The organism is Marinomonas piezotolerans (genome assembly GCF_003362755.1).
GTDB lineage: Bacteria > Pseudomonadota > Gammaproteobacteria > Pseudomonadales > Marinomonadaceae > Marinomonas > Marinomonas piezotolerans.
The window spans coordinates 49,149-63,466 of record NZ_QKRA01000002.1; the positions used below are offsets into that span (position 1 = coordinate 49,149).

Here is a 14,318-nt window from a genome sequence, read left to right on the forward strand (position 1 = left end):
TCTTTTCTCGGATGTGGCGCGCACATCCGGCAATTCAAATTCGAAGTTATTTAACGGATCCAGCTAATAAGCCGCGTACCAAGTAACGTTGTAATCCGAAGAACACACATAAAGGGATAATGATGGTAATAAACGCCGAAGCCGTTAGGATCTCCCAGTTACCACCACGGGACCCTAATAATTCTCGCAGCTGGCCAGTCATAACCAACTGATCTTCGTTATTTCCTAAGAACACCATCGCAATCAACAAGTCGTTCCACACCCAAAGGAATTGGAAAATCGCAAACGACGCCAATGCTGGAAAGGATAACGGCAGGATGATTTTACGGAAGATATCAAAATCCGATGCACCATCAACGCGCGCAGACTCAATGATCTCGCCCGGCAATCCTGCTATATAGTTACGCAACAAATAGATGGCTAACGGCAAGCCAAAGCCCGTATGTGCAAGCCATATGCCGACATAGGTTTTTGCGCCAACTCCAAAAAACTCGCCAATAACGTTGTAGGACTTAAGCAGTGGAATCAACGACATCTGCAATGGCACAACCAACAAGCCAACCACAGCGGCAATCAATAATCCTCGTCCGGGAAACTTCATCCAAGCCAAGGCATAAGCGGCAAAAGCAGCAATCAAAATCGGAATAATCGTCGCCGGGATCGTTACCGTCAGCGAGTTGATAAACGACTTGCCAAGACCTTCAGCGCCCAATACTTCACGATAGTTATCTAAGGTAAAGCGTGGTGGAACCTCTGCGGTATAGAAAATTCGCTGGCCTCGACGACCTTGCATTTCCGTCTCGGAAGAGATTTCATAATCACCGTTGGCCATTACCTGCAAACGTATACCACGTCTTAATTCGGCGGTTTCTCCTGCGGCAAAATCCTCTGGCTTCAGAGAGCTACTACCAAAGCGTGTCACTTCTCCTTCACTGTCACCCAGCACATTGCCGCGAATGACCCACAAACCATTTTCTTGCGTCTGCGATTCAGGTGACGCAGCGCGCTCTACCAGTCTCTGCTCTGATGTCGATAATGCGGTCCACCAACCTGACGTAGACAGCTGGTCTTTGTCACGAATAGACGAAATAAAGAGCCCTGCTGTCGGGATCGTCCACATGACAACTAAAAACAATACCGTTAAATGCACTACCGCGGTTAAGGCGGAGCCTTTTTTCGAGATCACCATGTTAGCGTCCCTCCATTTCTGCGTTGGCACGCTTAATGTTCCACACCATAATCGGGATGACTAACACCATAATGACGATGGCTACCACGGCACCACGACCAAAATCGCCGCCCCCACGGAACATCCAATCAAACATTTGGTTAGCCAGCACTTGAGTGCCCCACTGACCATTGGTCATCGCCAGCACGATATCGAATACTTTCAATACCAGTATGGTGATCGTCGTCCATACGACAGCAATCGTGCCCCAAATTTGTGGCACCATAATCTTGAAGAAAATCTGAACGCCATTCGCGCCATCTAGCACTGCGGCCTCGATCGTTTCATCAGGGATTCCACGTAATGCCGCAGACAGAATCACCATAGCGAATCCAGTTTGAATCCAAACCAAGATGATCATCAAAAAGAAGTTATTCCAGAATGGGATCGTGATCCAAGGTTGTGGATCACCACCAAAAAACACCACAATCGCATTAAGCAAGCCGATTTGAGGGTCGCCACCACTGCGATAATCGTAGATAAACTTCCAAATAACCGATGCACCGATAAACGAAATCGCCATCGGCATAAAAATAAGGCTTTTCGCAATGTTGCCCCACCAGATACGATCCGTCATGGTGGCAATCACCAAACCAAAAAAGGTCGCAGCCGTCGGCACAAAAATAAGCCATAACATGTTATTACGAAACGATTCGTAGAACTCTTCACTGCCAAATAGCCAAGTGTAATTACTCAACCCGACGAACTCTTCCCCCGTACGCCCGAAGAAAGACAAACGCAGAGAGTCGACCACTGGGTAGAATAAGTAAAAGGTCAATATCAGCACCGCTGGGCCCAAAAATAGCCAGGGGCGAATACGGTTACTGATACGCAAGTTGCGTGCGATTTCTGATGCAGGACGATTCTTCCCTGGGAAGATCAAATCCAATAGGGCGTTAGAGCCATAGAAGTATGCCGCGCACGCAAGCACGCCTAAGATCATGGTCACTAACGCTGTTGCAAGCTGTCCCATTGTCTCTCCATTGTGTAGCTAAGGATTCAGGAGTGAGTTGAGCGATGCTCAACGTTAGATAGAAGCTTGGAAACCAGAGCTCTGGCCTCCAAGCGATAGCAGGTTATTTCAGCGCATCCCAGGTACGCTGGATGCTGTCCGCGACCTCTTTCGCGTCTTTTCCGCCTGTGTAATCAACCATGCCTGTCCAAAATGATCCGGCACCGATTTTGCCTGGCATCAAATCTGATCCATCAAAGCGGAACGTCGTCGCGTAACGCAAAATCTCACCTTGCTTACGTGCTGTATCCGTTACGTAAATTTCAGGATTGACCTTCGCATGCGGAGACAAGAAGCCCGTTTGAGCCATCCAAATCTCATGGGCAATCGGCGAACGTAAGAAGTCGATGAATGCACGAGCACCTTTGGAATCCTGCGTAATAGACGCCAACGTACCGGCCCCTAACACAGGATTACCAAGATCCTTCGATTCATAAGAAGGGAAGTAGAAGAAATCTGCATCAAGGCCGACCTCAACATCCTCAGGGAAGAACGCAGGGATAAATGAGGCTTGACGGTGCATGTAACATTTTGGTGGTGATGCAAACAGGCCTTTTGGGCTGTCACGGAAGTCCGTTGATGCAACCGCACCTGCACCGCCGTCTACATAATCATCATTACGCGCAAACCAACCAAACTCATTAATGGTATCGACAATGCGCGGATCGTTGAATTTAATGTCATTGGTTACCCACTTGTCGTACACATCAGCAGGCTGTAGGCGTAGCAGCAAATCCTCTACCCAATCGGTTGCTGGCCAACCTGTTGCGGCACCAGAACCCAGGCCAATACACCAAGGTGTCCCACCGTCGGCAACGATTTGTTTTGTCAGCGCTTTCAGCTCTTCCATGCTTTGCGGCACGTCATAACCCGCATCATAGAAGTTATCAGGCGAATACCACACAAGTGATTTAAGATCCGCTCGGTAAAAGACACCATAGAAATCCTGTTCGCCACTCTCGTTGCTAAAGGTCGCTAAATCAACCCAAGATTGTCCTGCGGCATAATCTTCTTTCACGCCTTGCTTCACGGTATCTGACAACGGCGTAAGTAGACCTTTTGACGCCAAGTCGGCCGCTAAGCCAGGTTGAGGGAAGATGGAAACATTCGGCGCACTGCCTGCTTGGGTGTCGATGACAATTTGCTGCTCAAAGGAATCAGAACCCGCGTAGTTCACGTCCGCGCCTGTCGCTTTCTCAAAGTAGGCGACTACTTTCTCGAAATGCTCTTTCTCTTGGCCCATCCAAGGACCAAACACGGAAATGGTTTCACCTTTGAGATTGTTGGACTTCAACGCTTCGTAGCTCGACCAATCAAAACGTGAGTCTTCACCAGGCTTAAACATCAAGCCGTGGTCGTCAGCATGTACAAAGGGCGCAGTGAGGGTCAGGGCGATCGCCGCTGACAGTAAAGACTTTTTCATTTTCACTCCTCGCAGACCGAATTCGACGGTCTTTATTGTTATTCTCAGATAGGATTGAACTTTTTTAACTCTTACAGCGCTTCTATAAGGATTAAGAAGTAATGAAATTATTGACAAAGTGTGCACGTACTTCAACCCACCTAATCACTTAAATTCTACTTAAATACAGCTACACTCTAGTACGATTTTGAGATATTGCGAATTTGATAGAGATTCTTATTCACTTAATTTCTGCTTAAATAAACAACAATAATTTAAATTTCCGGCTAATTAATAAGCAGAATATGGACGTTGAGCAGTATTTTTGAGACTCCCATCTCGCTTCTAGAAACTCATGTCTGCTAGATTTTTTCACAAAAAAAGCCCACGTTTTAGTACATGGGCTTAAGATTGAGCGTTTACTTACGCTAACTTAATCGTTTTAAGAAATGTCTTTTAATCGCGCGTTGGCTTGTTCGAGACTAGGCAGCGATGGATAAGCGCCGGCGCGCGTCACCGCTTCCGCCCCGCACGCCACAGCAAAGCGAATGCACTCATCTAATTCAGCAGCAGTAAAGTTTTTCAATGCAGAACGATCTCCTCCTCGCTCCGCCAACTGATACAACAGCCCACCGACAAACGCATCCCCTGCCGCAGTCGTATCAACAACCGTGACTTTGGGGGCCACCACCTGACCTTTGACATGGCCGTTCGCAAAATAACGCACTGGATCGCCGCCATCTGTTAATACAAACAATGCGACACCACCTGATATCAGCTCATCGATCAATGCAAACGGATGGTCCGACAGTACCTCCAGCTCTTCTAAGCTCGCTTTAATGACATCACCTTGTTGCATCCAATGAATCACACGCTCTTTATCGATCTTGTGATCAGGCCATAGATTCACACGTAAATTCACATCAATGCTGACAATCCAATCCGCTGCTTTCGCATGGGCAATCCCTGCTAAGGTCGCCTGAGTAATGGATTCATCAGTTAATGTATTGGAACAGGTGTGAAACACGCCTGTTGGTTCTTGAAACCAACTTACATCGAAGTCGTCAGCGCGGAACAACATATCCGCAGAAGGATTGCGATAGAATTCAAAACTGCGCTCACCGGTTGCATCTAAACTCACAAATGCCAACGCTGTTTTCGCTTCTTTGGTCATCAGCATAGTGTCTGTCACGACACCGTACTGGGCTAGCGAAGATTTTAGAAAATGGCCAAAGGCATCGTCACCGACTTGTCCTGCGAAGTGGCTATTCCCCCCTAAACGAGCCACAGCGACCGCGACGTTCGCTGGCGCCCCACCTGGGAACTTCGTAAACGACTCCAATCCATCTAAACTCATGTCACCGTTTGAAAGGAAGTCAATTAAGGCTTCACCGAAAGCCATTACTTTGGTTGTCATCGCGTTTATCTCACTATTATTTTTACAGTCAATTTAAAAAGTATGCGTACACCAGCGCCGATACGCAATGTTCATTACGCCCGATACACAGAACTGCTCCGACTCTATTCTCTCACTCGTTGGTTAACAAACGGTTTCTTGCTAGACTCTTTGTTTAATCTGCTTAATTAATCGCCAGATAGACTCATATGACAAAAACAAAACGTATCTACGTTGTTGACGATGATGATGATATTCGTTCGCTGCTAAAATCCTACTTGGAAAAAAACCAATATTCGGTGTTAACAGCGGATTCAGGAGAGGCTTTTTTAGAAGGCTTTGATCCCGACTTGGGCATTGATCTGGTGATCCTAGACATTCGTTTACCCGGCGCTGATGGCTTCTCAGTCTGTCGTTCGTTACGAACGTTATCGAATGTCCCTGTCATTATGCTCACCGCTAACTCAGACGAAATGGACCGTATTATCGGGCTTGAAATCGGTGCGGATGACTACCTCGCTAAACCATTTAACCCTCGCGAGCTGTTAGCCCGTATCAAGGCAATACACCGCCGAATGGAACAAATCGAAGCGCATGAACCCGCCCCAGAGCCGATTCCTCAAGCGCAACGCTTCTATCGCTTTGCTCAATTTGAGCTGGATACTTTGACGCGTGAATTATGGGTAAATAATGAAAAAGAAGCCTTAAGCGGCGCGGACTACAATTTGCTGATGCTGTTTGTAACCAACCCAGGGGCTGTGCTTAGTCGCGATTACATTGCCGAAAATACACGGGGCCGCGATTCCACTCCGTTAGATCGATTTATTGATGTGCATGTTAGCCGCTTGCGCCAGCGACTGCGTGAGGATGCGCGACAACCACAATTAATTAAAACCGTGCGAGGTCAAGGATACATTCTCACAGCTCAGGTCGAAGCCAGCAACCATGGCCTTCACTAAGCGCTTACGGAACGCCTTCCAATCCCTAACCGGGCAAATTGTCATTATCATGACGGTAGGGGTGGCCGCTGCGCAGCTTATTGGCTCGTCTATCTGGCTCCATCAGGTTGAGGCCGACACCCGCCAAAATGTGCGTGAAGTCTCCAAACACATGGCGTTTCGTATCGCTGCAACCGTTAGTTACTTCAGTTCGTTGCCGCAAAACTATCGCCATATCGTAATCGATCAGCTACAGGACATGGGTGGCACTCGATTTTTTGTCACCTTGAATAAAGAAGAGATCCTAATCAATCCGATTGAAGGCTCGCCTCTAAAAGAAATCGTTAAAGAAGAAGTACAAAACACACTGGCCAAGCAGTTAGGCATAAGGAATGCCAAAATAGCATTTTCACGGCCAGACGACCTCCACGTGATCAACAACCACACAAGGTTAGCCGATTTGCCAGAGCGTTGGGGGCATCATAGCCTCTTAGTGAAGCCGTTAACGCCACCAATCATCGTGATCCAGATCCCTATTAATGATTCGGATTGGCTCTATCTGGCTAGTCTGATGCCGGACCCTTATTTCTTAGAAGAAAGCTCTCCTTTGAGCCGCGACCGTGTGATTTCATTGGTGATTTCTGTCATCGCAGTGCTTCTATTAACCTTGCTCATCTTACGCCGCACGACCCGACCTCTCGCCGTATTAGCGCGTGCTGCAGAGCGATTTGGTCAAGGTGACTACGAGCCATTGCGTGAAGTCGGTGCATTAGAAGTTCGTCATACCGCGCATGCATTTAATGATATGCAATCGCGTATTCAGCGCTATTTAGATGATCGTGAGCGCCTCTTTGTTTCAATATCACATGACCTTAAAACACCGATAACGCGGTTAAGACTGCGTGCTGAAATGCTTGAGGATGAGCCGACCCGCGATGCCATGATTCGCGATCTTGAAGATTTAGATATGTTGGTAAAAGGTGCACTTCAGAGTGTAAAAGAGACCGATATTCACGAAAATCGCGTAGAAGTGAACGTGATGCGTTTCCTACAGGATATCCAAACAAGCGCCAATCAACACCAAGAAAATGTCACCTTACATGGCCACTTAACGCACCCTTTTATCGGCAAACCCCTCGCCATTCGGCGATGCCTTGGCAACCTAGTAGATAACGCATTATTTTACGGCCATCGAGCCAATATATGGATAGAAGACAGCGAAAACGAATTGAGTATTCGTATTTGTGATGATGGCCCCGGTATTCCAGATACGAAAATAAATGAGATGTTCCAGCCCTATACGCGCCTAGCGAACACAAACAGTGGTCGATCAAGCAGCAATATGGGGCTGGGACTGAGCATTGCGAGAAACATTGCCCGCGCACACGGTGGTGAAGTGACACTCAGAAATCGCTCTCAAGGTGGCTTAGAAGCGCGCCTATGGCTGCCCCGACACTAGCGCTGTAGCACGACTCCCCATCCACTCTGTCAAAGCGTCTGCAGTCATAGGTCGAGCATACAAAAAGCCTTGCCCTGTCATGCAGCCCTGTTGCTGCAAGCAATTGGCTTGTTCTTCGCTTTCCACACCTTCCGCCACCAGATCCAGACCTAACCCTTGGCATAGATAAATAATCGCTTGCGTGATCAGGGGGTCCGATAGTGCTTCAAGGTTATCTTCAGAGACAAAACAGCGATCGATTTTTATTCGATCAATCGGCAGTGTTTTCAAATACCGCAGTGACGAATACCCCGTACCAAAATCATCAATCGCTATTTTAATACCCGCGTTTCGCAACGCATTAAGCGTATCGAAACTCGCCACACCAGAGTCAACAAACACCTCTTCCGTCAGCTCTAAAATCAATAAACTAGGCGGTATTTGGTACTTATTGACCGTATCGAGGATCATTTGATCGAAGCCAATATAACGCAAATGATGCGGGGAAATATTGACTGACATGCTTAGCGTAAAACCTTGGTCTAGCCAACATCGCAGCTGTTGGCATGCCGCCTCCACCACCCACTCACCCAATTCTGCCGTCAAACCAACGCGAGTCGCTTCTTGAATAAAGTCGTTTGGCATAACGATCGTACCATCTGGCAAACACCAACGAATCAGTGCTTCCACCCCCAACAAACTGCCATCTTGCATATTGATCACAGGCTGATAATGAAGCTCAAATTCGTTATTGTTCAACGCCCGATGTAAACCGTTTTCTACTCGTATTTCTTTTTGCAGGCGCGCTTGAAGACAATCGGTAAACACAAGATGATGGGCCGCTCCACGAGTCTTACACTCATATAATGCCATGTCGGCTTTGCGCATCAGCTCTGACACTGTAAGTCCATGATCAGGATAGATAGCAATCCCCATGCTGGCAGAAACATCCAGCAATTTGCCGTCCAACTGAGCGGGGCGCATGACCTCAGCTAAGATCTTCTCAGCGACGGTATCCAAACTCTTAATGTCAGACACATTGTCGAGCATCAGAGTAAATTCATCTCCTCCGATACGCGCGACAACATCGCTTTTTCTTGTCGCGGCTTGTATACGGCTACCGATCAAGGTCAGCAGCAGATCGCCCACATGGTGACCCAATGTATCGTTCACGTTTTTAAAACGATCCAAATCTAAAAACGCAATGGCGAGTTGGTTCTTATAGCGTTTCGCCCGAGCAATCGCGAGCTCAGTATGCTCTTCAAAAATCATTCGATTACCCAACCCCGTCAACGGGTCGCGCTTTATCAATAATGAGATTTGTTGCTCAGAGCGCTTACGCTCGATAGCGTGGCGTATGCTGCGCTCTAACAAGCCGGTGGTCACTTCATCTTTGGGAATAAAATCGGACGCCCCTAGTTGCATCAGCGTGTCATCTAAATCCGATGCATCGCCGCCTGTCAGTACAACGACCGGCACATCTAGCCCTGTCAGCTTTAGGTGCTTTAGCAGGTCCATCGCCGTATTACCCTGCAAGAAGTAATCGGCCAAAACAATGTCGAACTCTTGCTCAACGAGCGCTTGCAAGGCCTCTTCAAGCGTCACCACATGCTTTAAATCAAACTGCGATTGCACTGCTCTGTGCAAATACGTTCGCACCAAAAGGTAGTCTTCCCAGTCATCCTCAACAACGAGAACTGATAACGTGTTTTTGTCCATAATTTTCTCTACATAGCGGGCTTTAGCCAACGTTCGTATAGCCGTAACAATTGTTTCTCTAAATCGTTAACACTGTCGGGCTTCCCTAGGTGGTCATCGGCCCCTAACAATCGACTACGGGCGCGCTCCTCCGCCATATTAGACGTAGAAAACACGACAATGGTTAAATCGTTAAAGGCGCTCTGTTCACGGAGTTCACGCAACCACTCGATGCCATTTTTACTTGGCATATTCAGATCGAGTAACAGCAATGTTTGCCGCATACGCTCGGGAGACTGTTTAATCCATTCTAGCTCGGCTAAAAATTCTGTACCCGTTTGTAGGTGCACAAACTGAATCGGATACTCTATTCGCCGTATTGCTGTTTTAACTAATAGCGCATCTTCTGCATCATCGTCAAACATTAGCATTGATGCATGTTTATTCACTTCTGTCATCGCGCCCACCATCCTCGTGAACAAGCTCAATCGTCATACGCGTCCCCTCGCCTTCTTTGGAATGTGCATAAATATGACCGCCGTGTCGCTGGACGATCTTTCGGCAAATCGCCAGCCCCATTCCAGTGCCAGGGAACGCATGCATCGTATGCAAGCGTCTAAAGACCTCAAAGATGTGCTCCGCTTGAGCCTGATCAAACCCAATACCATTATCCTGCACGACGATTCGAGCGTAGTGCTCATCACTGTGATCTTCGATCTGAATAATGGGCACTCGCGAGGGGTGGTGATACTTCAACGCATTACCAATGAGATTTTGAAACAGTTGCCGAAATTGAACTTTGTCCACAGCTAAAATCGGCAAATCGGCCACATGAATCTCGGCTCCCGTCTCTTCAATCATTAATTGCAAATCGTCCAACACTTCATCCAGTAAGCTATTTAAGCGAACCCGCTTGAAGGGGCTAGCTTTCGAAGTCACACGGCTATAGGCCAATAGATCACTCAGCAAATCACGCATACGCTCGGCAGCACTGACGATATAACCTGAGAATTCATTACCTTCTTGAGTAAATTCTCCGTATTCACCTTCTTGTAATAGCGTTGAAAATGAAATGATCTTGCGCAAGGGTTCGCGCAAGTCATGGGACGCGATGAACGCAAACTCCTGCAACTCACGGTTTGAAGATTCCAATGCCGTATTACGTTCATGGATACGCTGCTCGTAAGCTTTTCGCTCACTGATGTCCACCACTGCCGCGACAATTTCGGCACCGCCATCTAGCCCAACAGGGTGCAAGCCAACTTCCACGGGCACCCGTGATCCATCGAAACGGACGCCATACAGATCACGGCGAGCGCCCATCATGCGCTTAGAAGGCTGTTGCTGAAACTCTTGACGATTATGGTGATGCTGTTCGCGCAATTCTTGAGGCACCAAGCTTTCCACCGATTGCCCCACCAACTCTTGTGCAGAACAACGAAAAATAGACGCCACCATACTATTGGCTTGGGTGATCACACCTTCTTTATTGACTACCAACATGCCATTTGGAGCCGACTCAAAGATGCTGGTCATACGCTGTTTTGCTAGCTCGGTTGCCTTCACTTCGCGCTCAAGAGCGACCTGAATGTCTTGTAACTCACGCGTACGCTGATCGACTTCTTGCTCCAATGAATCGGACAGTTGACGCAGCTCTGCCTCGACTTTTTCACGACGTTCAACTTCTGCTTTAAGTCGCTGATTACTGTGTTCTAGCTCACGTGAGCGTCGTTGAACAACCAGTCCAAAGAACAAAAGCACGAGGCAATACACCACCAATATGACAATGTCCTCTCCCATATTTAAGTCCATAACAACTCCTTGTTGGTCTAGCCTTAAGCTACTAACTCAATGAAGTATAGGAGAACTTTGTGACGAGCAGCCGTCATTTTAACCGTTCGGTAAAAGAATTCGTTGGTGACCGATACGGCTTTGCAAGACTTTGATACATTTGGTTGCTCTACTTTACCACTCGGGTTCACAAGGTTTGCTACATTGGATAGGTCTTAATCAGCATTCTTAATGCAAATGACATAACGACATTAGCTAAAAGTGCCATAACAATAACAAGGGTTACTAATCATGAAAAAAATAGCATTAGGTCTATCTAGTCTTGCCATTTCTGTTGCCGCTGCGACAGCTCACGCAGGGGAAGTAGAAGTACTTCATTGGTGGACATCCGGTGGTGAAGCTGCTTCGATCAACGTCCTAAAAGAATTGATGGAAGAACAAGGCCACACCTGGAAAGACTTTGCTGTCGCAGGCGGCGGCGGTGAATCAGCCATGACGGTTCTAAAATCTCGCGCGATTGCAGGCAACCCTCCTGCCGCGGCACAAATCAAAGGTCCTACCATCCAAGAGTGGGGCGATCTCGGATTCCTAACCAATCTTGATGCCGTTGCCGACCAAGGCGATTGGGATGTTGTCCTTCCGCAAGTGGTCAGTGATGTCATGAAATACGATGGCCACTACGTTGCCGCTCCAGTCAACGTACACCGTGTAAACTGGATGTGGGCAAACCCAGAAGTCTTCAAAAAAGCAGGTGCATCGATCCCAGGTACTTGGGACGAGTTCTTCAAAGCCGCAGACAAAATCAAAGCTGCAGGCTTTACACCACTTGCTCACGGTGGCCAAGCTTGGCAGGACGCAACACTGTTCGAAGCCATTGCTTTGTCTAAAGGCTCTCAATTCTACAGCGCCGCATTCATGGGCTTGGATGAGAAAACACTGCGTAGTGACGATATGATTGACGTATTCAAAACGTTCAAAAAAACCCGCGCTTACGTAGACCCTGGCTTCTCAGGCCGCGATTGGAACATCGCAACGTCTATGGTGATCAATGGTGACGCAGCCATGCAAATCATGGGTGACTGGGCGAAAGGCGAATTCACTGCTGCAGGTAAACAAGCAGGCATTGATTACGTTTGTTATGCAGCACCTGGTACAAGCGGCCAATTCACCTTTAACATTGACTCCCTAGCGATGTTTGAAGTGGACGACAAAGAGTCTCAAAAAGCACAACAAGACCTTGCTAAATTGATGCTTGAGCCAACCTTCCAAGAAACATTCAACCTAAATAAAGGTTCCATCCCTGCTCGTTTGAACATGCCACGTGACAAGTTCGACAGCTGTGCACACGCTTCGATGGATGCCTTCTTAGCCAGTTCAACAACGGGTGACCTTGTACCAAGTATGGCGCACGGCATGTCGGTGAACTCTATGGTTCAAGGTGCGATGTTTGACGTTGTAACAAACTTCTACAACAGCGACTCGATGACGGCTGAAGAGGCCGTAGACCGTCTAGCTCGCGCTGTAAAAGCTAGCACATACTAAGTGTTAAAACCGAGGCCAGCCGCTAGGTTGGCCTCTCTTCTCTCCTTAAAGTAGAAGCACCCATTATGAATAAAATTGCCGCCAAAGCTGGGTCTGGAGCGACTCAAGCTGGTCGTCCTGCGCGCCTAAGTTTGGCCGATTGGATGCCCAAAATTGTCATGGCACCGACGGCCGTAGCCGCCATCGTGTGTATCTACGGCTATATGATATGGACGGCCGTACTCTCTTTCACAAACTCTCGTATGTTACCGACCTATAAGTTCGTTGGTTTTGATCAATACGAGCGTTTATTTATGAACGACCGTTGGATGGTTGCCCTATCAAACTTGGGCGTCTTCGGTGGATTGTTCATCTTGATCTGTCTATTTTTAGGCGTCATGTTGGCCATCTTCTTGGATCAGAAGATCCGCGCCGAAGGTGCTATTCGCACCATTTACCTTTACCCCATGGCGATTTCTTTCATCGTGACAGGTACCGCATGGAAATGGTTGCTTAACCCAACCAACGGTATCGAGAAAATGATGATCGAATTCGGCTTCGAAGACTTCCGCTTCAACTGGCTGTCTGACCCAGACATGGTGGTCTACTGTTTGGTTATTGCAGCGGTGTGGCAAGCCTCTGGCTTTGTTATGGCGCTCTTCTTAGCAGGGCTACGCGGTGTCGACGGCGAAATGATTAAAGCCGCACAATTGGATGGTGCGAGCACATTTACCACTTATCGTCGTATTATTCTGCCGTCGCTTAAACCTGTATTTTTCAGTGCGCTGGTGATCCTGTCACACATTGCCATCAAGAGCTTTGACTTAGTCGCAGCGTTGACGAATGGTGGTCCAGGCTACTCGTCTGACTTACCCGCTAACTTCATGTACGCCCATGCCTTTACCCGTAGCCAAATCGGCCTAGGTGCCGCCTCTGCTATGGTGATGTTGGGCTGCGTATTAGCCATCTTGATTCCATATTTGTACTCAGAACTACGAGGTGAGCGCCATGAGTAACGTAGCAAAACGCCAAACCTCAGGGTTAGATAAAGTCCTTCGTGTCGCGCTCTATGTTTGCCTACTCGGCATGGCGACCGTGTACTTGGCTCCTTTCATTGTCATGCTGCTTACGTCTTTAAAAGACGTGGAAGAAATCCGATCAGGCACCTTGTTATCATTGCCAAGCTCGCTGGATTTCAGCGCTTGGTCAAAAGCATGGAACGGAGCGTGTACTGGGAGCCAGTGTGAAGGCATGGCACCGTACTTCTTCAACTCATTTAAAATCGTTATCCCTGCCGTTGCCATTTCAACGCTGTTGGGTGCCCTGAATGGCTATGTGATTTCTCACTGGAAATTCAAAGGCAGTGACTTATTCTTCGCAGCGTTATTGGTGGGCTGTTTCATTCCCTTCCAAGTGATCTTGTTGCCGATGGCACGCACACTAGGTTGGTTAGGCATCGCGAACACCACAACCGGCTTGGTGATGGTGCACGTCGTGTATGGTGTGGCCTTTACCACGCTGTTTTTCCGTAACTTCTACCAATCTATTCCGGTGGAGCTTGTGAAAGCAGCGCGCCTTGACGGTGCAGGGTTCTTCACTATCTTCTATCGCATCATCTTGCCCGTTTCGACGCCGATCATCGTCGTCACGGTTATTTGGCAGTTCACTCAAATCTGGAACGACTTCCTGTTTGGTGTGGCATTCTCTGGCTTCGACACACAACCTGTGACGGTAGCCCTTAACAACCTAGTCAACACCAGCTTTGGTGGTAAGGAATACAACGTCGATATGGCCGCGGCCATCATCGCGGCCCTGCCTACCTTATTAGTGTATGTGCTTGCAGGTAAATACTTCGTTCGCGGCCTAACCGCTGGTGCAGTGAAAGGTTAAGTTT

12 protein-coding genes are annotated in these 14,318 nt (G+C 48.0%); 5 read left to right on the plus strand and 7 right to left on the minus strand.

From position 1 onward, the window contains the following. Positions 1-46: 46 nt before the first annotated feature. The 4 genes from DN730_RS04185 to DN730_RS04200 all read right to left on the minus strand — a co-directional run bounded on the left by DN730_RS04185 (position 47) and on the right by DN730_RS04200 (position 5,059). The gene (locus tag DN730_RS04185) at positions 47-1,189 is read right to left on the minus strand and encodes a carbohydrate ABC transporter permease (RefSeq protein WP_115466862.1); all 1,143 of its coding nucleotides are present in this window, start codon (positions 1,187-1,189) and stop codon (positions 47-49) included. Position 1,190: 1 nt separating this feature from the next. Further along, positions 1,191-2,201: a carbohydrate ABC transporter permease gene (locus tag DN730_RS04190; RefSeq protein ID WP_115466863.1), complete on the minus strand. Its 1,011-nt coding sequence runs from the start codon at positions 2,199-2,201 to the stop codon at positions 1,191-1,193. Positions 2,202-2,304: 103 nt separating this feature from the next. Continuing rightward, complete coding sequence (locus DN730_RS04195) at positions 2,305-3,663, minus strand: ABC transporter substrate-binding protein (protein WP_115466864.1); 1,359 nt, start codon at positions 3,661-3,663, stop codon at positions 2,305-2,307. A gap of 421 nt (positions 3,664-4,084) precedes the next feature. Continuing rightward, positions 4,085-5,059, minus strand: a complete 975-nt coding sequence (locus DN730_RS04200; RefSeq protein WP_115466865.1) for a carbohydrate kinase family protein — start codon at positions 5,057-5,059, stop codon at positions 4,085-4,087. 188 nt (positions 5,060-5,247) lie between these two features. Here DN730_RS04200 and DN730_RS04205 point away from each other — a divergent pair, with 188 nt between their 5' ends. Both DN730_RS04205 and DN730_RS04210 read left to right on the plus strand, forming a co-directional pair. Continuing rightward, complete coding sequence (locus tag DN730_RS04205; RefSeq protein ID WP_115466866.1) at positions 5,248-5,997, plus strand: response regulator; 750 nt, start codon at positions 5,248-5,250, stop codon at positions 5,995-5,997. Continuing rightward, complete coding sequence (locus tag DN730_RS04210; protein ID WP_115466867.1) at positions 5,984-7,435, plus strand: ATP-binding protein; 1,452 nt, start codon at positions 5,984-5,986, stop codon at positions 7,433-7,435. The genes DN730_RS04205 and DN730_RS04210 overlap by 14 nt, the downstream gene beginning before the upstream one ends. On the opposite strand, the gene DN730_RS04215 is transcribed toward DN730_RS04210, so the two are convergent. The 3 genes from DN730_RS04215 to DN730_RS04225 are packed head-to-tail and all read right to left on the minus strand — an operon-like array spanning position 7,415 to position 10,924. Continuing rightward, positions 7,415-9,133, minus strand: a complete 1,719-nt coding sequence (locus tag DN730_RS04215; RefSeq protein ID WP_115466868.1) for a putative bifunctional diguanylate cyclase/phosphodiesterase — start codon at positions 9,131-9,133, stop codon at positions 7,415-7,417. The two genes, DN730_RS04210 and DN730_RS04215, sit on opposite strands and share 21 nt — an antisense overlap. A gap of 8 nt (positions 9,134-9,141) precedes the next feature. Next, the gene (locus tag DN730_RS04220; RefSeq protein ID WP_158541174.1) at positions 9,142-9,570 is read right to left on the minus strand and encodes a response regulator; all 429 of its coding nucleotides are present in this window, start codon (positions 9,568-9,570) and stop codon (positions 9,142-9,144) included. Further along, positions 9,554-10,924: a sensor histidine kinase gene (locus DN730_RS04225; RefSeq protein ID WP_115466870.1), complete on the minus strand. Its 1,371-nt coding sequence runs from the start codon at positions 10,922-10,924 to the stop codon at positions 9,554-9,556. Before DN730_RS04225 ends, DN730_RS04220 begins: the two co-directional genes overlap by 17 nt. A gap of 270 nt (positions 10,925-11,194) precedes the next feature. Between DN730_RS04225 and DN730_RS04230 the strand changes: the two genes are divergently transcribed. The 3 genes from DN730_RS04230 to DN730_RS04240 all read left to right on the plus strand — a co-directional run bounded on the left by DN730_RS04230 (position 11,195) and on the right by DN730_RS04240 (position 14,314). Further along, complete coding sequence (locus DN730_RS04230) at positions 11,195-12,445, plus strand: ABC transporter substrate-binding protein (RefSeq protein ID WP_115466871.1); 1,251 nt, start codon at positions 11,195-11,197, stop codon at positions 12,443-12,445. A gap of 65 nt (positions 12,446-12,510) precedes the next feature. Further along, positions 12,511-13,440, plus strand: a complete 930-nt coding sequence (locus tag DN730_RS04235; RefSeq protein ID WP_115466872.1) for a carbohydrate ABC transporter permease — start codon at positions 12,511-12,513, stop codon at positions 13,438-13,440. Next, the gene (locus DN730_RS04240) at positions 13,433-14,314 is read left to right on the plus strand and encodes a carbohydrate ABC transporter permease (RefSeq protein ID WP_115466873.1); all 882 of its coding nucleotides are present in this window, start codon (positions 13,433-13,435) and stop codon (positions 14,312-14,314) included. The genes DN730_RS04235 and DN730_RS04240 overlap by 8 nt, the downstream gene beginning before the upstream one ends. Positions 14,315-14,318: the final 4 nt, after the last annotated feature.

What these genes read in the sequence shown, in the direction of transcription:
- DN730_RS04230 (WP_115466871.1), top strand. Translation starts at nt 11,195, where the DNA reads ATGAAAAAAATAGCATTAGGTCTATCTAGTCTTGCCATTTCTGTTGCC.
- DN730_RS04235 (WP_115466872.1), top strand. Translation starts at nt 12,511, where the DNA reads ATGAATAAAATTGCCGCCAAAGCTGGGTCTGGAGCGACTCAAGCTGGT.
- DN730_RS04210 (WP_115466867.1), top strand. Translation starts at nt 5,984, where the DNA reads ATGGCCTTCACTAAGCGCTTACGGAACGCCTTCCAATCCCTAACCGGG.
- DN730_RS04215 (WP_115466868.1), bottom strand. Translation starts at nt 9,133, where the DNA reads ATGGACAAAAACACGTTATCAGTTCTCGTTGTTGAGGATGACTGGGAA.
- DN730_RS04240 (WP_115466873.1), top strand. Translation starts at nt 13,433, where the DNA reads ATGAGTAACGTAGCAAAACGCCAAACCTCAGGGTTAGATAAAGTCCTT.
- DN730_RS04225 (WP_115466870.1), bottom strand. Translation starts at nt 10,924, where the DNA reads ATGGACTTAAATATGGGAGAGGACATTGTCATATTGGTGGTGTATTGC.
- DN730_RS04195 (WP_115466864.1), bottom strand. Translation starts at nt 3,663, where the DNA reads ATGAAAAAGTCTTTACTGTCAGCGGCGATCGCCCTGACCCTCACTGCG.
- DN730_RS04190 (WP_115466863.1), bottom strand. Translation starts at nt 2,201, where the DNA reads ATGGGACAGCTTGCAACAGCGTTAGTGACCATGATCTTAGGCGTGCTT.
- DN730_RS04220 (WP_158541174.1), bottom strand. Translation starts at nt 9,570, where the DNA reads ATGACAGAAGTGAATAAACATGCATCAATGCTAATGTTTGACGATGAT.
- DN730_RS04200 (WP_115466865.1), bottom strand. Translation starts at nt 5,059, where the DNA reads ATGACAACCAAAGTAATGGCTTTCGGTGAAGCCTTAATTGACTTCCTT.
- DN730_RS04205 (WP_115466866.1), top strand. Translation starts at nt 5,248, where the DNA reads ATGACAAAAACAAAACGTATCTACGTTGTTGACGATGATGATGATATT.
- DN730_RS04185 (WP_115466862.1), bottom strand. Translation starts at nt 1,189, where the DNA reads ATGGTGATCTCGAAAAAAGGCTCCGCCTTAACCGCGGTAGTGCATTTA.